Source organism: Vibrio sp. GJ43-1 (assembly GCF_055808835.1).
In genome coordinates this window covers 2,085,777-2,109,034 of the sequence record NZ_CM147884.1, presented here as the reverse complement: position 1 = coordinate 2,109,034, position 23,258 = coordinate 2,085,777, and the positions used below count along the sequence as shown (strand labels likewise).

The following is a 23,258-nucleotide window of genomic DNA, read 5'->3' as shown; positions in this document are numbered from 1 at the left end:
CACTAAGCGAGACCTTCTCTTATGGCTCGGGTTGCTTGGTAACCATCCATTATGGGCATTTGACAATCAAGTAAAATGAATTGATAAGGCTCATTGAGTGCGGCATTTAGACTGTCTAACGCTTGTTGGCCATTTTCTGCGATATCCACAAAGGAATATCCCAGTTTACTCAAAGTGAAACTGGCGACTTTTTGAATCACTTTACTGTCTTCGACCAGTAGGATCTTCAGAGCGGATTTTTCTGAATCAGAAAGATCATGCAGGTTCGAAGAAGGAGGTGTATACGCTGGGTCGGCGGCTATCGGCGGTTTGGCCGAACAGTCTTCTTTGGACGTCGGGGAAGAAGGGAGTGAACTGAAGTGGTTTAATGCTTCACAGACTTGCTTTATGTGTTCATTTGAAACCTCCTCTTCATCATCAAATTGATGGGCAGCTTTCAACGACTCAAGTACGTCTCTGGCTTGCAAGAATACATCAACCATTGTTCGTTGTAATGATATCTGCCCCGTTCGAAGTTGGTCCAATAGGTTTTCGAGAATGTGCGTTACGTGGGATATGTCATCAAAACCAAAAATCCCGGCACCGCCTTTAATTGAATGTACGGCTCTAAAAATGGCGTCTAATACCTCTGATGAGACGGACTCGTTGCCACTTTCATTCATTTCTAGCAGCAGCGACTCCATCTCTTCAAGATGTTCGGTCATCTCTTCAAAAAAGATTTTCTCAAACTGTTGGGCAGAACCGGACATAGTGTCTCTCTATCAATAACCGTATAATGGGTAGCGTTCTAAATACCTATTTTGTGACACTGACAAAATAATAAATAGAGCGTGTTAGAAAGCAGTATGGGAAGGAATGATGGGCTTTCAACTATTTAAGCAGGTTATATTTGATATAATGAACCTCCACATGTAAGCGCCCAGCTCACGGGTGAGCAAAGGCATAATTCGAGTTAGTCGGCATGCCTTTTACATGGCGTAATCACACTCACGTATAGAGAATATTGCCAATATTCGTCCTCCAACGATTAATTAAACGATGGTATGCGAGGGTCTATTAATACAATAATTGCGCGCTTATACACTCGCGTTAACGCCAACTTTGATAGAATAAAATTGAGTATTCATCAACGTCAGAATTCAGACCAATCGTTGTCATCATCATGGTTATGCGACGCTGTTGTTACATAGGCATTCTTTTCTCCAAGGTTTGATTCACTGCCACTATTTTGGCTGGAGAGCCTCTGCTCACCCGTATCAAATGCGGCAACATAAATAGCAAGATTGGCGACTTGCTCTTCTAGGGAGCTAGCGGCTGCGGAACCTTCTTCAACCAAGGCTGAATTCTGCTGTGTGACGTCATCGACTTCTAAAATGGCTCGGGTAACTTGATCAATCCCAACACTTTGTTCAACTGAGGCTTGGGTGATTTCCTCAATCAATTGCGCGACTTCTTGAATTGAAACGACTACGCTAGAGATTGATTCGCCTGCCTGGGTCGCGAGTTTAGAACCTATTTCAATTTTGCGTACAGAGGAGTTGATCAGACTTTCTACTTCTTTTGCTGCGGCAGCGGAACGCTGAGCCAAGTTACGAACTTCGGTCGCCACAACAGCAAACCCCCGACCTTGTTCACCTGCACGTGCCGCCTCAACGGCGGCATTAAGAGCCAGAATATTGGTTTGAAAGGCAATGCTGTCGATAACTGAAATAATGTTCATGACTTCTTGTGAGCTGGTATGAATGTCAGCCATGTTTTCCACCACTTGCGTCACGACTTCGCCACCTTTAAGCGCATTCACCGATGTCTCTTTTGCCAAGTGATTCGCTTGCTTGGAGTGTTCAGAATTTTGTTTAACGGTGATAGTGAGTTCTTCCATACTGGATGAAGTGACCTCAAGGCTGCGCGCTTGTTTTTCAGTTCTCTGTGCTAGATCTATATTACCAATCGCTATTTCTTTAGTGGCAGTGTTGATGGTGTCGGCAGAAATTTTTATATGCAGAATCATTTCTTTCAATTTGGTGACCGTTAAATTGGAGCTTGTTTTGAGTTCACCAAATGCGCCTGAATAATCTGCAGTAATTTGCGAGGTAAGATCGCCTTTCGCTAAAGAGGAGAGGACGGCAACGATATCGGTTAAGCTCACTTCACTGATTTCTAATAGGCGATTCATATTGCCGCAAAGCATCGTGAAAAAAGTATTTTTTCCGTCCAGAGCCATGCGCTGAGAAAAGTCACCTTCGACCGCTGATTGAATGACATGTTCAATTTCCTTTTCGACGCCTATTTCCGCGGTTCGATCTACCCATTCAGTCACATAGCCAATTTGTTTCCCGGACTCATCAATGACAGGGTTACTGACGATGTTAAATATTCTGCCATTAATGTCGATTTCTTGAGTTTGTTCAACCCCAGCAGTATGCGGGATATCATGCCCACTTTGTTGGTAATTATTTGAATGTCGATTTTTCTGATGTATAGTGACTAAATTAAGGTCGTTGATATTTAAGCCCAATAATCCTTTGGCATCAAAATCGGCTGAATAACTTTTTAATTCTTTTTCGGCTTGTGTGAACATACCAATAATCGACGGGTTAACATAGATGATGGTGTTGTCGTTATCTACAATCATCATGTTAGTACTCACGTTATCAAGGGCAATTTTAATACGCGTCGCTGCGATGGCCTTTTGACGAACGCTTTCCATATTATACGCTAACTGTACTTTCATTATTTTTAGTGATTGTAATACTTGTCCAATTTCATCATTTTTTTCAACGTTAATCTCAAAGAGATAGTCTTTTTTAACAAGGCGAGTAAAGTAACGTCGAATATCACTTAATCTAGAGTTAATATCTCGGTTGAAGATAAAGGCAAAGATTAGATACGCGACAATGAAAAATAGCGTAATAACTGACGATAGCGCGACTTCAAGCCAAAAAACGTACTTGCTTTCTTCATAAATCTCATGAGATTGCTGTCGGTTTTCTAAAATAAGCTCGCCAATGGACTGTTCGTAAGTTGAAATCTCAGATATGAACGCGAGGATGAGTGAGCGAAAGTCAGCATTACTGCGCTGACTTTCGTCACTAGAAGATAACGTTGAATAAACCTCTACTAGTGATGTGGCAGCTAACCGATCGCTTTGTTCGGCGATGATGTGGTATTTCTCGATTTTAGAGTTATGTTCTAAGTCAAATTTATCGATCAGGCTAGCAGTAATTTGCTTTAGTGTTAAGGCATTGTCTTTAAGCGTTTGGCTGATATTAGTGTATTGTTCCAAGTCATTAGTTACGGTTAGGGGTTGCAACAATAGTCGATTTTCAGCCCACAGTTTATCGATGGCGAGTAGATGGGAATAAGATTCAATGTGGCTGTTATAAAGGTGTTCAACTGCTTCTTTTTCAGTGTATGAACTGTGTATACCGATGCCGAGCACGGTGAAAAGAGATATCGTAGCGATCAATACTAAACCGAATAGACGTTGTTTGATGGTAAGCGCATTAAGTGAGTGTGCGTTTTGTTTTTTAACCACTTTCCCACGTTTGATGACGAGATCACCCTGTTCACCTTCTTTGAATAGTGAGTATTGAATCTTTATTTTTTCTAGATCAACCTTATTAGGTATTGAGCGAACGGACATAAAACCAAGTTGAACCCCATCTTTGTATAAAGGGGTCACATCGGATTTTACCCAATAATATCCACCGCTTTTTTGTCGGTTCTTGATAATACCTGACCAGCAATTCCCTAAGTTAATTTCTCGCCAAAAATCTTCGAATACCTCTTTAGGCATATCTGGATGGCGGACGATGTTATGCGGGCTACCTAATAGCTCGTCTCGTGAATACCCACTGACTCGAACGAAATTATCGTCAGCATAGGTAATGTTCCCTGACATGTCAGTCGTCGAGACGAGTATTTCATTTTCCTGAATGAGGTATTCTCTATCTTCATTGTTCATGATCATGACCTTTCTTAGTTTCATGAGCTGGCGAGCTGTCAGTTTCAATTTGGTTAAATAGCGCCATATCTTGGCTGCTCATTAATTTATTTATGTGAATCAAGATGAGCATCAACTCATTTTGTGACGCAAGCCCTTTAATGTATTTTGTGTCTAATGCACTGGCAAAATCAGGGGGAGGCTGCACATCGACCGTGTCGAGCAATAGCACATCTGCGACACTATCTACGACAATACCGACAATGCGTTCATCAATATTTAAGATAATAACAACGGTCATGTCATGGTACGTAATATCAGACAATTTAAACTTAATACGCATATCTACAATGGGTATAACCACACCACGTAAATTCATTACGCCCTTAATATAAGCGGGCATATTGGCGATAGCGGTGACTTGGCCATAAGTTCTGATCTCTTGGACAGTGAGAATATCAATGCCGTAGTACTCTTGACCTAGCCAGAACGTGAGGTATTCGTTGGCTACCGCTTTTATATTGTTGCCTGAATTGTTCTTGATGCTTGATGTCATGGTAAGTTCCGCGTTTACTAGCGTTTATAATCTGAAATACTGATAAAAAAGTGAGTAGAGCCTGTTAGGAAGCAGTATGGTAAGGAATGCTTGTCTTTCAAATAATTCCGAGCATTTTAGTTGTGTTTGAGAAGGGAACTCTGCCGCTAAAAATGATAGAGTCCTAATTGTCGCTATAGGCTTTTATCCATTTAATTGAACCAATAACTTCTATTAAATCGCGCCGTCGTCTTCTTCATACTTTAAGATCTTAGTGGTTAAGGAAGGCGACAATCAACGAGCAAGGAGAGTTAATGCTTAATTCTGAAACAGCGAAAGCGGTGATCGATCATGCACTTTTTTTGGGGGCTGATTTCGCCGAATTATTCGTTGAACATCATCAAACTAGCACTGTCCAGATTGCGTCAAGCGAAGTGGACAAAGTCAATTCAGGTATCGATTTTGGTATTGGTATCCGTCTTTTTTTCGGTTACAAAGTACTTTACGGTTACACCAACAGCACAAATGAAGCGGAATTAAAACGCGTTACGTCGCTGCTGGCTGCAAAAGATAAACGCGATCAAATCGCCTCTGCGGGTACCTTGAACCTAAATCGCTATCCACTTCAACATCGTTGCCGCCTACCTTTGGGAAAAGACGCGAACCTAGATTCAAAGATTGAATTTCTACTTAACGTTGATCAGGCAACGCGTTCTGAAAGTGAATACATCAGCCAATTTATTGGCAGCGTACTGCAGCGTGAACAACAGGTTTCTATCTTTAATTCTGACGGTCTGCATGTGGATGATACTCGTCACTACATTCGTGTCGCGGGAAATACGGTTGCGCAGAAAGATAACGAGCAATCTTCAGGTTCGGAAGGCCCTGGTGCGCTAGCTGGTTGGGAATTTAGTGAGCAACTGGATGCGAGGGAGCTTGGTCAAACCATCGCCCAGCAAGCATTGGTGAAGTTGGGAGCGGATGCGTGTCCATCAGGCGAAATGCCAGTAGTGATAGGCAATGGTTTTGGTGGTGTTATCTTCCATGAAGCATGTGGTCACTTGCTTGAAACCACGTCGGTTGCGAAAAAGGCCTCGGTATTTCATGACAAAATGGGTGAAATGATTGCGAACAGCGCGGTTAATGCGGTGGATGATGGCACGATGACCAACGAGTGGGGATCCATTCATGTTGACGATGAAGGCATGCCAACGCAGCGTACCCAACTCATTAAAGACGGTAAGCTCTCCAGTTTTATGGTCGATAAAATGGGAGGCCTGAAGACGGGCTATGAGCCGACCGGATCTGGACGTCGCCAAAACTACAAATTCGCCCCGACATCACGGATGCGTAATACTTTCATTGAAGAAGGAAAACATTCGCTCGATGAGATGCTGGCGGGAATAGAGCGCGGTATTTACGCGAAAAAAATGGGTGGTGGCTCTGTGCAACCGGGAACGGGCGAATTTAACTTTGCTGTTCGCGAAGCCTATTTGATCGAAAATGGCAAAATTACCAAGCCTTTAAAAACGGCAACACTGATTAGTACCGGACCAAAAGTACTGCAAGAAATTAGCATGGTCGGCAAAGACATGGCACTTGCCCCTGGTATGTGTGGCTCGGTGAGTGGCGCGGTGCCAACAACGGTCGGTCAGCCTTCGCTGAAAGTGGACAATATCTTAGTTGGAGGCGGTAACTAATGAGTCAAGAACGGATGAGTCAAGAACAAATGAGCCAGCAACAAACACTTATTAATTCGATTGATCACGTGCTGTCTGAAGCGAAACGTCAAGGGGCTGAAGCTGATGTCATTGTTAATCGCAATAGCAGCTTTTCTCTTAAAGCGAACCAAGGTCAGCTAGATGAGTATAAGGTGAGCTCAAGTCAAGTACTGGGGGTGCGAGTGGTAAAAGACGCTCGGGTAGCAACCAGTTACTCAGAGTCACTAGAGCAGCCAAGCCTAGATTTAATGCTAACGAATGCCTTACAAAGTGCGCGTTTCTCTAAGCAAGATGGGCATCAAAGTATTCGCTGCGTAGAGAGCGTAATTACAACGGATATCGCGGAAATTGCTCAACAAGACACCACGTCAGTAGATGAAAAAATCGCGCTGTCCTTAGCACTGGAGCAAGGTGTTGTTTCGCGTCCTTATGCGACCAGTTCCCCTTACAACGGCTACAGTGACGGTGAAGCGCAACTGATCATTGCCAATACTCAAGGGACAATGTGTCAGCACTTTGAGCGTTCATTTAGTTGCTATGCGTATACGCTGTTTGAAAAAGACGGCAAACAATCTATGGCAGGTAAGGTGTCGGTAGGTCGTCGTTTTGACGAGTTAGACGCAGCATTCTGCATTGATGAGGGTTATAACCTTGCTCGGGATTTAATTGAAGGCGCTCCCGTTGCTACGGGTAATTACTCTGCAATTTTTAACGTTAATGCGTTAAGCAGCCTATTTGCTGCCTTTGGCAGTGCGTTTTCCGGTGTCAGCGCAATGAAAGGTATCACGCCACTCGCTGACAAGCTTGGACAATCTGTGGCGAGTGAGTTGATTACATTAACGGACGCTGCGTATATGCCGAACGGTATGGCCATTGCCGCTTTTGATAGTGAAGGGTTTGCCACTCAAGATAATATTCTTATCGCCGATGGTCGGTTGAATACGTTACTGCATAACAGCCAAACCGCAAGTTACTTAGGCGCAACGTCAACGGCAAGTGCGTCTCGTGGAGCCAAGTCGAGCTTAGATGTATCCGCTAATCATAAACTTATAGCATCAGGTAACAGCAGCGTCTCAGAGGTAAAAGCTGGCGAATATTTGGAGCTTGTTGAATTACAAGGCGTGCATTCCGGGGCGGACGCGGTCAGTGGTGATTTCTCATTTGGTGCGAGTGGCTTCTTATGTAGAGATGGCGAACGTGTTCAGCCCGTACGCGGCATCACGGTTGCAGGGAATTTCTATAAAATGTTGAAAGAAGTAGAAGCGGTAGGGGAGATTCAGCTTATCAACGATAGCCGTACTTTTTTTGCGCCTGATATTCGTTTTGCTCGCTTAAGTATTGGCGGTAAATAGCGAGTTATTGCGCGATGTTAGTTACCTAGAGGGGCTCGGTTGAGTCCCTTTTTTATTGTCGTGATTGATGTGGTTTGCCAGTTGACTCGCCTTTATCCCACCTGTTTCTATTTTGAATGCGCCCTCAGCTTTTCACGTTCTCGTCACAACTCTCTTCAAAAATCTAAATTGGCAAACCAAGTGTTATGTTATAACATAACACTTGGTTTGGTTGATGTTTGCGCGCTTGGCTGTCCGTCGAGTTTTAACATCTGTATGATTATGAGAGAAATATGAATCAGGAAAAAATATTTGTCACCGTGCTGTCTGGTTTTCTTGGAGCAGGCAAAACAACGGTTCTTAGTCATATCCTTAATAATCGTCAAGGAAAGCGAGTCGCCGTGATTGTTAATGATATGAGTGAAATCAATATCGACTCTGCAATGGTTAAGAATGAAGTTTCACTGGATTACCAACAAGAGAAACTGGTGGAAATGAGCAACGGATGTATCTGTTGCACGTTGCGCGAAGATTTACTGCTTGAGGTGAGTCGCCTTGCAAAAGAGGGACGGTTCGACAATCTTGTTATTGAGTCTACTGGGATTGCAGAGCCGCTTCCTGTGGCAGAAACGTTTACTTTTACCGATGGCGAAGGAGAGTCTCTTTCTGATATCGCGACATTAGACACCATGGTAACGGTTGTGGATGCGGTTAACTTCTTACATGACTATGAAGCCGCACAGGATCTGCAAGAGACTGAACAGCATCTTGGTGAAGACGATGAACGCAGTGTCACGGATTTACTTATTGAACAGGTTGAATTTGCTGACGTACTTTTAATCAGTAAAGTAGATCTTGTTTCTCAGGACGATGTCGCAAGACTCACCGCAATCCTAACCATGTTGAATACCAGAGCCCGTATCATTCCAATTTGTAATGGCAAGGTAGATATTGGCGAGGTATTGAATACTGGTCGGTTTAATTTTGAGCAGGCACAATCCGCACCGGGTTGGCTAAAAGAGCTAAGGGGTGAGCATATACCTGAAACGGAAGAGTACGGTATTGGTAGTTTTAGTTACCGAGCTCGCCGTCCATTTCATCCAGAAAAATTTCATGATTTTCTTCATGATACCGAACGATTTGGTAAGCTAATTCGCTCAAAGGGTTACTTTTGGTTAGCTTCCCGCCCAGAGTTCGCCGGGCAGTGGAGCCAAGCTGGAGGCATTGGCAACCATGGTTTTGCTGGGTTGTTTTGGAAGGCTACGCCGACAAATCAATGGCCCACAGATCCCGAAATTCTTAAAGACATTCAACAAAGTTGGGTAGAACCCTTTGGTGATATGCGACAGGAATTAGTGTTTATTGGTCAGGGTCTTGATCAAGTCGCAATGACTCAAGCTCTCGATGAATGCTTATTAAATGAACAAGAAATGTCGGCCGGAGAATCCCATTGGTTGACGCTATCGGACCCGTTTCCTAGCTGGGAGGCAGAGGCATGAGTATAAGCCGCTTGAACATAAGTGCTACAGAGATAAATACTTTAGAGCCAGCCAATATCGTTAGTGCAACGTCTTTACTAGCCAAAGCGACACAGCCAACCGTTCTTTCCGATATTTATAAACAAGACCATAATCTCGCGGTATGGCAACGTTCATTACTAGGCAACGTTAACTCAATCTATTGATGAAATGCTTAAAAATGGCGTTGCGTTATCTGTGGTGCAAACGGTGACACCAGATACTACCGCTGCTTGGCTTCGAAACAAATTGTCTGACCATTCATGCGCAGATGAACTGAGTCAGGATATTGCGTTAATTGTTGATATGTTTTGTTGTCTGTTCGACGTAAACGAAGCAGGGCTGCGACTCACCACACTTGATAGCCCAATGTGTCCAAAATTTCATGTAGATCATTTACCATGCCGCTTAGTCACAACCTATGCGGGTGCGGCAACCCAGTGGTTACGTAACGAGGATGTTGATCGCAGCAAATTAGGGGCGGGCAGTGTTGGTTTACCCGATCACCAATCAGGTTTGTATCAAAATACAAATGCTATCAACCAAATAGAACGCGGTGACGTTGCCTTACTAAAAGGCAGTGGTTGGCAAGGAAATGAAGACACAGGGCTAGTGCATCGATCGCCAGAAGCGACGCCAGACCAACGTCGATTGCTACTCACGTTAGACTTGAGGTAGCGAAAATGCGAAATATCGACGGCATCATTGCACACGTAGAGCGAACCTGTAAGTCGAGAGGAAAGCAGTTAACGTCTAAACGTAAATTAGTACTGCACGCTTTAGTTAATGCCAATAAAGCCTTATCTGCTTACCAATTGGTGGACTATTGTAAAGAGCATTTGGCTCAGAATATTCAGGCGATGTCGGTCTATCGTATTTTGGATTTTTTAGAGAGTGAACAGTTAGTTCATAAACTGAGTGTGTCCAATAAATATATCGTTTGCTCACGCATCCTTTGTGACCACGAGCATGGTATCGCTCAGTTTTTAATTTGCTCAAAGTGTGAAAAAATTAGCGAGCAAGCTATTGATTCAGCAACGATAAACGGTCTCCAATCTCAAGCAAGGCAGGAAGGGTTTACCGTTGTCAGCCCTCAAATTGAGATTAACTGCGTGTGTGATGACTGCGCAAAATAAAGAGTGCTTGCAGAGCTGTAATATAAGTATCTATTGTTTGCCAGTTGCCAGTTGCCAGTTGCCAGTTGCCAGTTGCCAGTATGCTTTTCATTTATCCTCCAATTACGAAAAAATGACTATGATAAGAAGAAATCCAACCGGACACTTACCTGAGGTGTCAGAATCCGCCTTTATCGATCCCACTGCGATTATTTGCGGCAAAGTGATCATTGAAGCGAATGTTTTCATTGGACCTTATGCTGTGATTCGCGCTGACGAGGTTAACGACAAGGGGGAAATGGACGCGATTGTGATAAAGCAAGATACCAATATTCAAGATGGCGTCGTGATTCACTCAAAATCGGGGGCGGCGGTCATCATTGGCGAACGTTCATCCATTGCTCATCGCTCTATTATCCATGGCCCCTGCGAAGTGTGTGATGATGTGTTTATTGGTTTTAATTCCGTGGTGTTTAATGCGGTCATTGGTAGTGGCTGCGTGATTCGTCATAACTGTGTGGTGGACGGGTTAGACCTGCCAGCGCGTTTTCATGTCCCCCCTATGACCAATATTGGTACAGGCTTCGATTTAAACAGCATTTCTAAAGTACCACCTGAGTATTCCGCCTTTTCTGAGTCTGTGGTTTCCGCGAACCATACCCTAGTGCAAGGCTATAGGAGAATCGCCAATGAGCTCTGATAAACAAGCTATTTCAGCGGTTCCAACCAATATCATTACTGGTTTTCTGGGTGTAGGTAAAACATCGGCCATTGTAGAATTAATGGAACACAAACCAAAGGATGAACGCTGGGCGATTTTGGTTAATGAGTTCGGCGAAATCGGTGTTGATGGCAGTTTACTGCAGGGCCAGAAAAACGCAGAGCAGCGCGTATTTATTCGTGAAGTTCCCGGTGGGTGCATGTGCTGCACGGCAGGCTTACCGATGCAAATTGCACTGAGTCAATTACTGTCAGAAGCTCGACCTGACCGATTATTAATCGAACCTACGGGACTTGGGCACCCTAAAGAAGTGTTACAAGTGCTATCGACAGAGCACTATCGAAACGTCCTGTCATTGCAAAAGAATGTTACTCTTGTGGATGCGCGTCAATTATCCGATAGCCGCTATACCAGTAATGAAACGTTCAATCAGCAGATTGCCATTGCCGATACGGTCGTTGGTAATAAAATCGATCTCTATCAACCAGGCGACGCGGAAAAACTGCAAGCGTACGTTGCAGACGTCGGTCGCCCGATGACAAAGGTGATATTTACGCAACATGGCGCTATTCCATTTGCAGACTTTGAGGGCGATACCAGCATTCATGAGCACCCACCCCATGCTCACCACCACGGGCACAGTAAACCACTTGCCTCTGAATTACCGATGCCTGAAAGTGGCCTTATTAAAGCGACCAACCAAGGGGAGGGGTTTGAAAGTGTTGGCTGGAAATTTTCACCCAACAAACACTTTGACCGTAAGCGATTAATTAACCTTTTGATTGGGCTGGATGTCGAAAGAATGAAAGCGGTATTTATTACGAAAGACGGCATCTTTGGTTATAACATGACGGTAGATGGACTCACCGAAGTGGAATTAAATGAAAGTACTGAGAGCCGAATAGAGGTTATTTCTGACCACGTGGATTCAGCGCTAGAAACTCAGTTAATTCAATGTGTAGTAAATTAATGTTATCAATGAAGCATGTCACCAGCGGCTTCGTAACGCTAGCTGGTGACATACTGGACTGAAGTTAGCTTGTCAGTTATGAGAGCTAGCTCAAGAGTTCGTTTCGAACAATATCTGCGCCCGCTTTTAGTGCTCTTAGCTTGGCTGTTGCAATAGAGCGGGATAAAGGTGCCATACCACAGTTAGTGCAAGGGTAGAGGTTTTCAGCATCCACAAACTTAAGCGCGTGCCGTAAAGTATCTGCGACTTCTTCTGGAGTTTCAATTGACTCGGTGGCGACATCAATAGCACCGACCATGACCTTTTTACCTCGGATCAGTTCAAGTAACTCCATTGGGACATGAGAGTTATGGCATTCTAGCGAGATAATATCGATGTTTGATTGTTGTAACTTAGGAAACACGGCTTCGTATTGTCGCCACTCAGAACCCAACGTTTTTTTCCAATCGGTATTGGCTTTTATGCCATAGCCATAACAAATGTGTACTGCGGTTTCACATTTCAATCCTTCGATGGCTCGCTCTAGAGTCGCAATACCCCAATCATTAACCTCGTCAAAAAAGACATTAAAGGCGGGCTCATCAAATTGAATAATATCGACACCAGCGGCTTCGAGTTCTTTGGCTTCTTGATTAAGAATTTTCGCAAATTCCCAAGCAAGCTTCTCGCGGCTTTTGTAGTGGTCATCAAATAGCGTGTCTATCATGGTCATTGGACCTGGCAGCGCCCACTTTATTGGTTGCTTGGTTTGTTGACGTAATAGTTTAGCATCGTCGACAAATACGGGCTTTTGACGAGAAACCTCGCCAACGACGGTAGGGACACTCGCGTCATAGCGATCACGTATTTTAACGGTTTTACGCTTTTCAAAGTCAACACCGTTGAGGTGCTCGATAAATGTCGTGACGAAGTGTTGACGTGTTTGTTCACCATCGCTGACGATATCAATCCCAGCGTATTGCTGCTCTTGTAAGGACACACGTAAGGCGTCGTGTTTACCGTCAGTTAATTCGCTTCCTTGCAACTTCCATGGTGACCAAAGCGTCTTTGGTTGAGCGAGCCAAGACGGTTTAGGCAAACTGCCAGCTGTTGAAGTGGGTAATAGTTTTTTCATAATCAATGCCGCTTAGATTTCGTTCATTAAAGAAAATTTTGAGCAGACCACTGCTCAAGTACAATGTTATAGGGCTTAATAAAGTGTTCTTCAGCAAACCTCCCTTGATCAATCGCCAGCTGACTTCGCTCACCTCTGTCATACACGATTTGAGTTAATGAGTGGTCTTGGTTTTTTAAGTTTGGTTGATAGCATTGTCCCGCAGCAGCATTGGCATTATAGATTTCAGGACGGTAGATTTTTTGGAACGTGCCCATCGTGCTAATCGTGCTAATGAGTTCAAGATTGGTATAATCATTGAGTAGATCACCAAAGAAATAGAAAGCGAACGGAGCAACACTGTTTGCTGGCATAAAATAGCGAACCTGGAGTCCCATTTTTTTGAAATATTGCTCCGTCAACGACGTATCATTTGGCTCATATTCAAACCCAAGCACGGGATGTTGATTTTCCGTGCGGTAATAGGTCTTGTTGTCAGAAACACTCAGACATATTACTGGTGGCTTATTAAAGTTTTCTTGATAAGTCGGGGAATTGACGAAATGCTTAAATAATTTCCCGTGTAACTCACCAAAGTTATCAGGAACACTAAATTGTGGTTGATCTTTATTATGGTTAAGGAGTAAGACGCTAAAGTCATAATCTCGCACATAGGAGGAGAAGTTGTTTCCTACTATTCCTTCGCTGCGCTCATTCGTTTTATGGTCGATAATATTTGTTTTTAAAACTTCAATTGAAGGAAATGCCTGACCCGTACCTTCAATATCTAAATCAACCGAAATGATCTCTAGTTCAATAGAGTAACGCTCCGCACTAGGGTTGTCCCAGCTAGCTAAGGCATTGAAACTATTGTTAATCATCTTTAACGCATTACGTAAGTTTTCTTGTCGGTTGCGTCCCCTCGCTAGATTAGCAAAGTTGGTTGTGATACGAGTGTTGTCAGAAGGCTGATAATTTTCATCGAGACAAGTACTCTTAATCGTAAAATAAAACTGTGTATTTTCTGTGTTCATAATGACTTATTGTCCCAAATGAGTGTCTAAAATTAATGCTGTTTCGTCTCGAATAGTTTTAATGAAAGCGTGCTATGACCGGAATAACATTAATGTGATGCTGTATAGAAATTGTTGCTTAAGGAATTTATACGGATATTAATGGATGATGAAAAATGCTTTTACTTCACATTCAATATGAATAATTTTCATGATGAATACTGTTTGAAACTATTTTGTTTTGAAATTAGTATTGTTCGTCGGCTATATGTTTTCTTAAATAAAATAAACCTCATTTTTGTGCGGTTTATTTTTGCATACTTATTATCACATTAATTAAAGAGATAAACGGATGAGTGAAACGCTGTTGTTAGTAATGTACTGCTTACTTCTAGGAAGTGGTGTTGGCTTTTTAGCTGGGCTGCTAGGCATAGGAGGAGGACTGATTATCGTGCCAGTACTGAGTAGTATTTTATTGCACTTTAATGTTTTGCCTTCAGACCAAGTGGTCGTCGCGGCAATTGCTACTTCCTTAACGTCAATCTTATTTACCTCTACCTCTTCCGCACTTGCTCATCATAAAAACGGTAATGTACCGTGGGACCTAGCTCCTTGGGTCATGATAGGGGTGGCAATTGGTGCATTAATTAGCGGCTTTTTGGCCACGCTTTTGCCAGAACAAGTCGTTCGCTTAGTCTTTGCGGTAAGCGTGGTGCTCATCGCGTTAAAGATGTTGTTGAGCAGTAAAAGTGACACAACGAAACAACGAACTATTCCCAACAAAACTGTGCTAACGGCCCTTACTACAATAACGGGTGGTCTGTCTGCCATGATTGGGATTGGGGGTGGGGCACTGTTAGTGCCGTTATTGACGTTTTTTTCGGTCAATATGAAAAAGGCCATAGGTTGTGCGTCTGCATGTGGAATTGTCATCGCACTATTTGGTTCTATCGGGTATATCACTGCTGGTAGCCGAGACTTAGCTCTAGCCGATGGATTTGTGGGGTTTGTCTATTTACTGCGGCGCTATTAGGCATTGTATCGACATCTTGGTTTACAGCCCCATTAGGTGCCAAAGCAACCCAGCACTTGCCCGTGTCGACAATTAAAAAGATCTTTGCTGCATTGTTGTTGGTCATTGCTGTGAATATGGCGGCGAGTTAAGTTCGCCGTACTGTCTGCGAAGGTGTAGGGGTGAATGATATGTCTGTGACAACTCAGCAGTGCTTATGAAACAATGTGTTAGCTGGTTAATTTTTGGCACTTATGGGCCATGTTATCCTGCTTTTTCCTATCAAAGATGAAACCTTCGATTCTACCTATTGCGCAAGCAAACGTTTACGTGTATTTTCTCGCCACTTAAATTTTTACTAACATTTTGTTGGGTCGCTATTGAACGGCTGAGACCCAATAGAAACGAGGAATAGGCATGACCGAGATTACATCAACTGCAACGGGTAGTTGGCTCAATAATTTCTTTTTGATTTCACAACGTGGAAGTAACGTTCGTCAAGAGGTTGTTGCAGGTCTTACGACATTTTTGGCGATGGTATATTCGGTTATTGTTGTCCCTAGCATGCTGGGTGTGGCGGGTTTCGACCAAGGTTCTGTTTTTATCGCCACGTGTTTGGTGGCGGCGTTTGGTTCAATGTTGATGGGGTTTTGGGCCAACCTACCCATGGCCATTGGTTGTGCCATCTCATTAACGGCGTTTACCGCTTTTAGCTTAGTGTTGGGGCAGGGCGTTTCAATGCGGTTGCATTGGGTGCGGTATTCTTAATGGGGGTTATTTTTACCGCCATTACCGTTACAGGCGTGCGCCAGTGGATTCTAACTAACCTTCCTGAAGGGATTGCTCACGGTACGGGTATTGGCATTGGCTTATTCCTGCTATTAATCGCGGCAAGTGGTGTTGGCCTAGTAATCAAAAACCCAGTAGAGGGATTGCCAGTCACGTTAGGTGAGTTCACTTCGTTTCCTGTGATCATGTCTATGCTGGGTCTTGCCGCTATTTTTGGACTTGAAAAGCGTCAGGTTCCTGGTGGCATTCTTTTTGTTATTGTTGCGATTTCTGTGTTCGGCCTGATTTTTGATCCTGCTGTGCAATATCAGGGATTTTTCGCGTTACCTAGCATTGGAGGTGAGGGCTCTCTGATGGGGACGATGGACATCATGGGGGCACTCAATCCAATCGTTCTACCGAGTGTGTTGGCCTTGGTCATGACCGCTATTTTTGACGCCACTGGCACAATTCGAGCAGTAGCGGGTCAAGCCAATCTGCTTGATAAAGACGGCAATATTATTGATGGCGGTAAAGCGCTAACCTCAGATTCGGTGTCGAGTATCGTTTCTGGTGCGGTGGGTGGTGCGCCTGCAGCCGTTTATATTGAATCAGCCGCGGGTACGGCGGCTGGTGGTAAAGCCGGTCTTACCGCCGTCGTGGTAGGTGTGCTGTTCCTGTTTCTATTATTCTTAGCGCCAATTAGTTATTTAGTGCCAGCATACGCAACAGCACCTGCGTTAATGTACGTGGGATTACTGATGCTAGGTAACGTACGTAAACTGAATTTTGATGATTCAGTTGATGCATTATCAGGTTTGGTGTGTGCAGTATTCATTGTTCTAATCGGTAACATCGTAACAGGCATCATGCTGGGTTTCTTGTGCCTCGTTGTTGGCCGTCTTTTCTCTGGCGAATGGAAGAAACTGAATCTGGGTATTGTGCTTATTACCCTAGTGTTAGTTGTTTTCTATGCAGGTGGTTGGGCTATCTAACGTCTCCTATCAGTAAATATAGTTGCTATGCCCAGTCAATTGACTGGGCATTTTTGTGTGTATTACTAAGTAAAAATGCCCGCGTTTTGAAAGGGTGGTAGGTATCACGAAAGCCATATTTAGGAGGTGATGGAAACTAACTCGTTTATGTAACAATCGGTGTTAGCCTCGCTACTTATACGAGTGTTGATTATTGATCTTTTCCCAAATGAAAATAATGTCGACGTTAGATCGCTAGATAGACGGACATATATTTTGTTGGTAGAGTGCACTCTCGCGGCTGCACATAAATTTCAGTCAACTTTAGAGAAAACCCAATGATTGTAGAAAATGTGCTTCCTGAAAATTACGCAGAAATGCTTAATGTTTGGGAAAATTCAGTCCGAGCGACTCATGACTTCATAACAGAAGAAGATATTGAGTTTTTTAAACCAATTATCATTAAGCAGGCTTTTCCCGCTGTCACTTTAAGATGTGTGAAAAATGAAAGTGGTTCAATTCAAGGTTTCGTGGGTAACCACGACTCAAAGATTGAAATGCTTTTCATCTCAAACGAGGTAAGAGGGCAAGGCATAGGTAAGAGACTACTGCAATACGCAATTGAGCAGTTAGGTGCAACCAAAGTCGATGTAAATGAACAAAACCCACAGGCAGTAGGTTTCTACGATCATATGGGGTTCAAAGTCGTTTCGCGCTCGCCACTTGATGATATGGGAAAACCCTTTCCAATTCTGCATATGACACTTTAAGCTCGGTTTGTCGTAACCAAGTTTGTTAGAAGAAACGCCTAAAGCTAATAACTTTGGGCGTTTCCGTATCCGCGATCGTTGCTTTGACTTGACTCACTTTTGCCCCAAAGTGTTTTAGAGCACGTTAATTATCTTCCTCGTTAATAGTGTTTCATCATTATTTTTTCTATGGGTAAACTATTTCAATAGTTGAACTTCAAAACGGTAACTGTTAGGTTATTTGTATGAAATACATATCAAGTACCACATCATTCTTCTTCTGGTGGCGCTCTAATTAGAGCGGCACGGAATTCTTACATTCTTAAGCTGCTGGGAGGTAGCTAAGACTGTAATTTCTTTTGTATCTCCAGTAGCGATCTATTTTAACTAGGAGATATAACATGAATACAAAGCAACATAATGATAAACCAGAAATCATCTTGACTGGTGATAGAGCTACAGGTTCTTTGCATCTCGGTCATTACGTCGGTTCATTAAAGCAGCGCATAGCTTTACAGGCAGATCATGAGCAAACGATCCTCGTTGCTGACATGCAAGGTCTTACTGATAATGCTCACAATCCAAAAAAAGTATCATCTAATATTCTAAATGTCGTTGCTGATTATCTGGCTGTTGGTATCGACCCCTCTAAAACCACTATTTGCCTTCAATCACAACTCCCAGCCCTCGCTGAGTTGACTATGTATTACAGTAACCTCGTAACTATCAGTCGGCTAGAACGAAATCCGACCGTTAAAAGTGAAATACAAAACAAAGGGTTCGAACGCTCTATACCAGCAGGTTTTCTAACATACCCTATATCTCAAGCGGCTGATATAACTGGGTTTAATGCATCTTTAGTTCCAGTAGGAGATGACCAGTTACCAATGCTTGAACAAACTAATGAGATTGTGAGAAAGGTTAATTCACTAGCGGGGCGCAATGTTTTAAGTGAGTGTCGACCTTTATTAAGTAATGCATCACGGCTTCCTAGTACAGATGGAAAAAATAAGATGTCTAAGTCGATGGGCAATGCTATTAATCTCGGGGCTACTGAAAAAGAAATATCCGCAGCTGTAAAATTGATGTATACCGATCCCAACCACCTAAAGGTCGAAGACCCCGGCAAGATTGAGGGAAATGTTGTGTTTACCTATCTTGATGCTTTTCATTCTGATCAGGAATACGTCAAGCAGTTAAAAGAACACTATAGACGTGGGGGGCTTGGCGACGGCACAACGAAAAAGGTACTGGAAGAGTGCCTGCAGGAAACGCTTCGACCAATAAGAGATAGAAGAAGACAGTTTTTGAATGATAAAGCTCAACTGGTTGATATTTTAGTCAAGGGAAGCCAAGTATCTAGAGCAAAAACATCGGAAGTGCTGTTCAATGTTAAGGACATTTTTGGTCTGAATCTTTTCTGAATATCATTTTCAAAGTCAGCTTCTAGAAGTTCATTAGTTGATTATCCGGAAGCTGATTTTATAAGTATGATAATTTAATTCATGCAATCAAAGTAGAAATAGCAAAAGCCGGTAACACATTTTTGTCCAGAGGTGTTATGTGCACGGAATCAATACTCCTTTAGGGACACCAGCGCGTGAGTCCTCAGCTCAAAAATAATTGTGCTCCAAAATCATGTTGATAGTAAAACGACAATACCCACGAGATCAGATATCCAGTGGGCATTGATAATGTCTATTTAGTGAGTGAGAGAATTACTCGTAATCAGAAGCGTAAGTGTCTTCGTAAGAGTGAGAGTAGAACTCAAATAGGTTACCAAACGGGTCTTCTAGGTACACCATTTGTGCTTGCTTAGAATCATCTTCTGGGTGATAACGGTGGATATCCATGCGTACTTTACCGCCAAACTCTTCTACACGCTTGATTGCTGATTCAAATTGTTCTTTTGGTAGTTGCAGACAGAAGTGGAAGATACCTAGGCGAGAGAAGTCAACGTTGTGACGCTCTTCACGGTCAACCATTTCGAACATTTCAACACCAATACCATCTGTTGTGACTAGGTGAGCGATGTTGAAACCTTTGAAGCCTTCACCGAATACCGCGATACACATACGACCGATTGCAGATTCGCGCTCTTCGATTACCTTAGTGTTATTCATTACAACGCGAAGGCCTAGTGCTTTAGTATAGAACTCTACCGCTTTGTCCATGTCGCCAACCATGATACCTACGTGATTCATTTTCATAACTTTCTCCAAAAAGTAATTTGATTATTTGTTTCGTGTTTCGCTTTGATGTGGAGAAGTATAGGAGAGAAAAGTGAATTTAAAAAATTATCATTGGTTATAAAAATGATAATTAAAATTTATGATTGGGTGTTAACACAGCTTTGTATTAATAAATTTAAGCTGGATACAATTATGTTCATAAGTGAGTTGAATGAATAGATCGGCAAGATGGTTCTGTCCAAGTACCTAAACACAAGATAAAGGCAGTTACTTACCACCACAAAAAGTAACCGTCATTCTTTTGAAAGACTGGAATCTTGCTAAGCGTATTATCGGGAATTCATTTCCATTTAAAGCGAGTCATGTGTCTGGGAAGCCCCTCGTTTTCAAGAGGATGATGACCGGAATAGAACAAACGCTATTTGGACCACAGTGACAAAGTATTGGGTTACTTAAAGGGCAAGATTGGGGGAGGGCGCATAGGAGTGAATACAAGTCATGTGAGTACGGTATATTGTCACGATAGTGATCTTTCGTGTTCTCACTTTTACCTGTTTAGCTCCTAAGGCTATGACCAATCGAAATGTTACTCGATTTTCTAAGCCCCAGAAACGGTGAAGCCCCGATGTTGGTAGCATCGGGGTTTCGAATTTCTTTAGATTACTTAGTTGGTAAGACTGAGAATCTTTTTATGCAAAAGGCTGGATTTAATCCAACTAATTCCTTGGTAGGGAATTAGATGCGGATGAAGTCCATGTGCTCAACTTTTGGCTTGAACGCGTGACGTTGAACGTCTTGCGGCTTAACCTTAACTTCTGCGCCGTCAATCAATAGAGTGATTGCTTCGTAGAACTCAGGCTTGTCCATTTGGTTGATCACTTCATCGTGCGTAAGCGCGATAGAGATCGGTGCTGCTTCACCACCGTAGATGATTGCTGGGAATTTGCCAGCGTGACGTAGGCGGCGGCTCGCACCCTTACCTAGTTCAGTACGTACTACTGCTTCGAATTTCATAGTATTTACTCTCAAATAGTAAAATTAATAAATATCGTTCTAATCTTAGCGACCTAGTTAGAACATAGAACGCTTTGAAGTATCTTAAGATACTCTCAAAACGAGCGCGGATACTAACATCCAATAGTCATCTGAGCAATAGTTTGAAGCCAAGATTGACTGATTTTTTAGTCCTTTACGGCTTGTAGGGTAAGGGTTGCTTGTAAACCACCCAATTTGCTTGCAGAAAGGACTAATTCTCCTCGGTAACCATGTGCCATCTCGCTGACAATGTTAAGCCCCAAAGCCGGTGCCTGGTGTCGTTTCATCCAAGCGAACACCGCGTTTTATCACACTGCGACATTGTTCTTCTGGGATGCCGATGCCGTCATCTTCGATGATGATCTGAATCATGTTGTCGCTTAATGTGGCTGAATGTACTCGAACCAGGCTCTTTCCCCACTTATAAGCATTTTCTATTAAGTTACCGAGCATTTCGTCTAAGTCGGTTTTCTCAACAGAAACGAATAGCTCAGTATCAAGTTCATTGATGAGTATGATCTCACGCTCAGCATAGACTTTATCGAATGCCAGAGAAATGGCATCCACGCGTTCACTGGGATTTGATTTTACCGATAAGATGTTCATTGCACTCAAGCCATGCGAGCACGTCCTAAATGATAATCTATCTGTGATTGAATTTGCAGTAATGCAGGGGCGAGCCTATCACGGTCTTCTTCGCTTAGATTGGCTTGTTCATTTTTAAGGATAGAAAGCGGTGTTTTTAGTGCGTGGGAGAGATTACCAGCATGATTACGGGCTCTGGCAAGTAGCTCTTGATAGTGAAAAATGAGCGCATTGAGGTCGTTGACGAGTGGGGCTATTTCTTTCGGGTACTGTTCATCTAACGACTGGCGTTCGCCATTTCTTAACATCTTAAGTTCTTTTTGCATTTTAGTTAGCGGTCGTAGAGACCAGCTAACTTGGGCAACAACAAGGCTAAGGATGCCGACGACCATAATGCCCAATAACACCCAAACTTGATTGGTGAGAACATGCAGCGCTTTATCGATGGGCGCTTCATCTTGGGCAATTAGTATAGTGACGCCGTCACTAATGTCGGGAAGAAAAATGGTCCGTTTAATGGTGACGAGCTTTTCGTCTTTGGCGCCGTAGTATGACGTGGTGTGAGCGCGTTCTTCTTCTGAGATGTTTTTATCCCAAAGTGAACGAGAACGCAGTGTGTCGGAATCGGTGTTAATACGCCAGTACAGCCCGCTGTAGGGTTGATTAAAACGCGGGTCGGAGAGGCGAGCCGTTAGCACGAGATTACCTTGTTTGTTGGTTTCAAGGTTGGCGGCTATTTCGTCCATGGAACGACCTAACTGAGTTTCTAAATCTTGAACCAAGTATTCTCGTACCAAGCCGGGAATCATAATACCCGCTGCAATCGTCATGACAGATAGCCACAATGTTGCGGCCAGTAGTAAGCGAGTTTTTAAGCTGAGTTTTTTAAACTCAGCTTTTATTGCCGAAGTTCGGGTCGTTGATGCATCTGTGTTAGGCATTCAGTTGATACCCTAGTCCTCTAACCGTTTTAATGATTTTCGGTGATATTTTTTTACGAATCCGACCGATAAACACTTCAACAGTATTGGAATCACGATCAAAATCTTGCTTATAAATGTGCTCGACAAGCTCTGTTCGTGAGATGACTTTCTCTGCGTTGTGCATGAAATACGCAACGACTTTATATTCTAGCGCCGTTAAGCTTACCGCTTGGCCTTGCCACATGACTTTAGACGAGCGAGTGTCGAGGCTAAGATCACCAATTTGCATAACGGGAGAGGCGTTTCCAGAAGCACGACGCAATTGCGCTCGAATACGGGCAATCAGCTCCACCATTTCGAATGGCTTGGTTAAATAGTCATCGGCGCCAGCATTTAGACCTTCAACACGTTGGCTTAATGTATCTCGGGCACTAAGGATAACGACAGGCGTATTGATGTTTTCATCTCGGATCCCTTTAAGAACGGTGAGTCCGTCAATTTTGGGTAGACCAAGATCAAGAACAATGACATCCCACTCTTCTGATGTTGCACGATAGAGAGCATCAATACCATCTTGTGAGAGTTCCGGTACCCAGCCCGCATTTTCTAATGTGTTTAAAATTTGTTCACCCAACTTTGGGTCGTCTTCGACTACGAGAATTTTCATGAATATCGTCTCTTATAATTTATATAAGCTTGGTATTATTTTTTGATGACTTGTTGAAGGTTATGGCCTTTTATTTCCATTAACTCAAGTGTCGTCGCGTTATATTCGACTTTGATAATATCTTGATTATGCATCAATTTTAGCTCATAAACCCATGCATCGTCGTCTTCTTCTAACTCTACTTTAATGACTCGGCCATTCAGGTCGTTTTCTACAGTCGCGAACAGCTCAGAAAAAGGTTTGATTAAGCCTCTTTGAACGGCGTCATATACCTCTTCTTGGTCTTCATCAAACTCGACATGTGCGCCGCCTGTTTCAACGTCTTGCACGAGCTCATGACCATTGGGTGAGTCTGACAAAAATGCAGCGTGAGCAGTAATTGGAGCCATCCAAA

The 23,258-nt window shown here is 43.1% G+C and carries 17 protein-coding genes and 4 pseudogenes; 11 read left to right on the top strand and 10 right to left on the bottom strand.

Features of this window, described 5'->3' with window-relative positions; all coding sequences use genetic code 11:
• Window positions 1-2: 2 nt before the first annotated feature.
• The 3 genes from AC0L66_RS10120 to AC0L66_RS10110 form a co-directional block, all read right to left on the bottom strand.
• Complete coding sequence (locus tag AC0L66_RS10120; protein ID WP_473567136.1) at window positions 3-749, bottom strand: response regulator; 747 nt, start codon at window positions 747-749, stop codon at window positions 3-5.
• Window positions 750-1,132: 383 nt separating this feature from the next.
• Window positions 1,133-3,964 (bottom strand): methyl-accepting chemotaxis protein, encoded by a 2,832-nt coding sequence (locus AC0L66_RS10115; RefSeq protein WP_265675677.1) that lies wholly within the window; start codon window positions 3,962-3,964, stop codon window positions 1,133-1,135.
• Window positions 3,954-4,499 (bottom strand): chemotaxis protein CheW, encoded by a 546-nt coding sequence (locus AC0L66_RS10110; protein ID WP_265675678.1) that lies wholly within the window; start codon window positions 4,497-4,499, stop codon window positions 3,954-3,956. Before AC0L66_RS10110 ends, AC0L66_RS10115 begins: the two co-directional genes overlap by 11 nt.
• 293 nt (window positions 4,500-4,792) lie before the next feature.
• On the opposite strand from AC0L66_RS10110, the gene AC0L66_RS10105 reads away from it, so the two are divergent.
• The 7 genes and pseudogenes from AC0L66_RS10105 (at window position 4,793) to AC0L66_RS10075 (ending at window position 11,853) form a co-directional block, all read left to right on the top strand.
• Window positions 4,793-6,178: a TldD/PmbA family protein gene (locus tag AC0L66_RS10105; RefSeq protein ID WP_473567135.1), complete on the top strand. Its 1,386-nt coding sequence runs from the start codon at window positions 4,793-4,795 to the stop codon at window positions 6,176-6,178.
• A gap of 29 nt (window positions 6,179-6,207) precedes the next feature.
• Complete coding sequence (locus AC0L66_RS10100; RefSeq protein WP_473569219.1) at window positions 6,208-7,551, top strand: TldD/PmbA family protein; 1,344 nt, start codon at window positions 6,208-6,210, stop codon at window positions 7,549-7,551.
• Window positions 7,552-7,823: 272 nt separating this feature from the next.
• On the top strand, window positions 7,824-9,029 hold the full coding sequence (zigA, locus tag AC0L66_RS10095) for a zinc metallochaperone GTPase ZigA (RefSeq protein WP_473567134.1): 1,206 nt from the start codon (window positions 7,824-7,826) through the stop codon (window positions 9,027-9,029).
• Window positions 9,026-9,725: pseudogene (locus AC0L66_RS10090) on the top strand (DUF1826 domain-containing protein). Before zigA ends, AC0L66_RS10090 begins: the two are co-directional and overlap by 4 nt.
• 5 nt (window positions 9,726-9,730) lie before the next feature.
• The gene (locus AC0L66_RS10085; protein ID WP_265677079.1) at window positions 9,731-10,183 is read left to right on the top strand and encodes a Fur family transcriptional regulator; all 453 of its coding nucleotides are present in this window, start codon (window positions 9,731-9,733) and stop codon (window positions 10,181-10,183) included.
• Between the two features lie 118 nt (window positions 10,184-10,301).
• Window positions 10,302-10,862 carry an LbetaH domain-containing protein gene (locus tag AC0L66_RS10080; protein WP_265677080.1) on the top strand — a complete coding sequence of 187 codons (561 nt, stop codon included), beginning with the start codon at window positions 10,302-10,304 and terminating at the stop codon, window positions 10,860-10,862.
• Complete coding sequence (locus AC0L66_RS10075) at window positions 10,852-11,853, top strand: CobW family GTP-binding protein (protein WP_473567132.1); 1,002 nt, start codon at window positions 10,852-10,854, stop codon at window positions 11,851-11,853. Before AC0L66_RS10080 ends, AC0L66_RS10075 begins: the two co-directional genes overlap by 11 nt.
• 85 nt (window positions 11,854-11,938) lie before the next feature.
• Here AC0L66_RS10075 and AC0L66_RS10070 read toward each other — a convergent pair whose 3' ends face one another.
• Both AC0L66_RS10070 and AC0L66_RS10065 read right to left on the bottom strand, forming a co-directional pair.
• Window positions 11,939-12,967: a methionine synthase gene (locus AC0L66_RS10070; protein ID WP_473567130.1), complete on the bottom strand. Its 1,029-nt coding sequence runs from the start codon at window positions 12,965-12,967 to the stop codon at window positions 11,939-11,941.
• Between the two features lie 26 nt (window positions 12,968-12,993).
• A complete protein-coding gene (locus tag AC0L66_RS10065; protein ID WP_473567129.1) occupies window positions 12,994-13,980 on the bottom strand; it encodes a DUF1852 domain-containing protein in 987 nt (328 codons plus the stop codon).
• A gap of 331 nt (window positions 13,981-14,311) precedes the next feature.
• Between AC0L66_RS10065 and AC0L66_RS10060 the strand changes: the two are divergent.
• The 4 genes and pseudogenes from AC0L66_RS10060 to trpS all read left to right on the top strand — a co-directional run bounded on the left by AC0L66_RS10060 (window position 14,312) and on the right by trpS (window position 18,886).
• Window positions 14,312-15,123 (top strand): annotated as a pseudogene (locus tag AC0L66_RS10060) (sulfite exporter TauE/SafE family protein).
• A 265-nt stretch (window positions 15,124-15,388) separates the two neighbouring features.
• Window positions 15,389-16,734 (top strand): annotated as a pseudogene (locus AC0L66_RS10055) (NCS2 family permease).
• Window positions 16,735-17,051: 317 nt separating this feature from the next.
• The gene (locus AC0L66_RS10050; RefSeq protein WP_473567128.1) at window positions 17,052-17,483 is read left to right on the top strand and encodes a GNAT family N-acetyltransferase; all 432 of its coding nucleotides are present in this window, start codon (window positions 17,052-17,054) and stop codon (window positions 17,481-17,483) included.
• Window positions 17,484-17,863: 380 nt separating this feature from the next.
• A complete protein-coding gene (gene trpS, locus AC0L66_RS10045; RefSeq protein ID WP_265677087.1) occupies window positions 17,864-18,886 on the top strand; it encodes a tryptophan--tRNA ligase in 1,023 nt (340 codons plus the stop codon).
• Window positions 18,887-19,180: 294 nt separating this feature from the next.
• Here trpS and AC0L66_RS10040 read toward each other — a convergent pair whose 3' ends face one another.
• The 5 genes and pseudogenes from AC0L66_RS10040 to AC0L66_RS10020 all read right to left on the bottom strand — a co-directional run bounded on the left by AC0L66_RS10040 (window position 19,181) and on the right by AC0L66_RS10020 (window position 23,253).
• The gene (locus AC0L66_RS10040; RefSeq protein WP_265677088.1) at window positions 19,181-19,672 is read right to left on the bottom strand and encodes a VOC family protein; all 492 of its coding nucleotides are present in this window, start codon (window positions 19,670-19,672) and stop codon (window positions 19,181-19,183) included.
• Window positions 19,673-20,389: 717 nt separating this feature from the next.
• On the bottom strand, window positions 20,390-20,668 hold the full coding sequence (rplY, locus tag AC0L66_RS10035; RefSeq protein WP_265677090.1) for a 50S ribosomal protein L25: 279 nt from the start codon (window positions 20,666-20,668) through the stop codon (window positions 20,390-20,392).
• Window positions 20,669-20,835: 167 nt separating this feature from the next.
• Window positions 20,836-22,215: pseudogene (locus tag AC0L66_RS10030) on the bottom strand (ATP-binding protein).
• Window positions 22,208-22,864: a response regulator transcription factor gene (locus AC0L66_RS10025; protein WP_265677092.1), complete on the bottom strand. Its 657-nt coding sequence runs from the start codon at window positions 22,862-22,864 to the stop codon at window positions 22,208-22,210. Before AC0L66_RS10025 ends, AC0L66_RS10030 begins: the two are co-directional and overlap by 8 nt.
• 35 nt (window positions 22,865-22,899) lie before the next feature.
• A complete protein-coding gene (locus AC0L66_RS10020) occupies window positions 22,900-23,253 on the bottom strand; it encodes a PepSY domain-containing protein (RefSeq protein WP_265677119.1) in 354 nt (117 codons plus the stop codon).
• Window positions 23,254-23,258: the final 5 nt, after the last annotated feature.

Excerpts from the sequence above, each read along its gene's own strand:
- AC0L66_RS10100 (WP_473569219.1), top strand. The coding sequence starts at position 6,208 with ATGAGCCAGCAACAAACACTTATTAATTCGATTGATCACGTGCTGTCT.
- AC0L66_RS10115 (WP_265675677.1), bottom strand. The coding sequence starts at position 3,964 with ATGAACAATGAAGATAGAGAATACCTCATTCAGGAAAATGAAATACTC.
- AC0L66_RS10020 (WP_265677119.1), bottom strand. The coding sequence starts at position 23,253 with ATGGCTCCAATTACTGCTCACGCTGCATTTTTGTCAGACTCACCCAAT.
- AC0L66_RS10025 (WP_265677092.1), bottom strand. The coding sequence starts at position 22,864 with ATGAAAATTCTCGTAGTCGAAGACGACCCAAAGTTGGGTGAACAAATT.
- zigA (WP_473567134.1), top strand. The coding sequence starts at position 7,824 with ATGAATCAGGAAAAAATATTTGTCACCGTGCTGTCTGGTTTTCTTGGA.
- AC0L66_RS10105 (WP_473567135.1), top strand. The coding sequence starts at position 4,793 with ATGCTTAATTCTGAAACAGCGAAAGCGGTGATCGATCATGCACTTTTT.
- trpS (WP_265677087.1), top strand. The coding sequence starts at position 17,864 with ATGAATACAAAGCAACATAATGATAAACCAGAAATCATCTTGACTGGT.
- rplY (WP_265677090.1), bottom strand. The coding sequence starts at position 20,668 with ATGAAATTCGAAGCAGTAGTACGTACTGAACTAGGTAAGGGTGCGAGC.
- AC0L66_RS10040 (WP_265677088.1), bottom strand. The coding sequence starts at position 19,672 with ATGAAAATGAATCACGTAGGTATCATGGTTGGCGACATGGACAAAGCG.
- AC0L66_RS10120 (WP_473567136.1), bottom strand. The coding sequence starts at position 749 with ATGTCCGGTTCTGCCCAACAGTTTGAGAAAATCTTTTTTGAAGAGATG.
- AC0L66_RS10070 (WP_473567130.1), bottom strand. The coding sequence starts at position 12,967 with ATGAAAAAACTATTACCCACTTCAACAGCTGGCAGTTTGCCTAAACCG.
- AC0L66_RS10050 (WP_473567128.1), top strand. The coding sequence starts at position 17,052 with ATGATTGTAGAAAATGTGCTTCCTGAAAATTACGCAGAAATGCTTAAT.
- AC0L66_RS10080 (WP_265677080.1), top strand. The coding sequence starts at position 10,302 with ATGATAAGAAGAAATCCAACCGGACACTTACCTGAGGTGTCAGAATCC.
- AC0L66_RS10075 (WP_473567132.1), top strand. The coding sequence starts at position 10,852 with ATGAGCTCTGATAAACAAGCTATTTCAGCGGTTCCAACCAATATCATT.
- AC0L66_RS10110 (WP_265675678.1), bottom strand. The coding sequence starts at position 4,499 with ATGACATCAAGCATCAAGAACAATTCAGGCAACAATATAAAAGCGGTA.
- AC0L66_RS10085 (WP_265677079.1), top strand. The coding sequence starts at position 9,731 with ATGCGAAATATCGACGGCATCATTGCACACGTAGAGCGAACCTGTAAG.
- AC0L66_RS10065 (WP_473567129.1), bottom strand. The coding sequence starts at position 13,980 with ATGAACACAGAAAATACACAGTTTTATTTTACGATTAAGAGTACTTGT.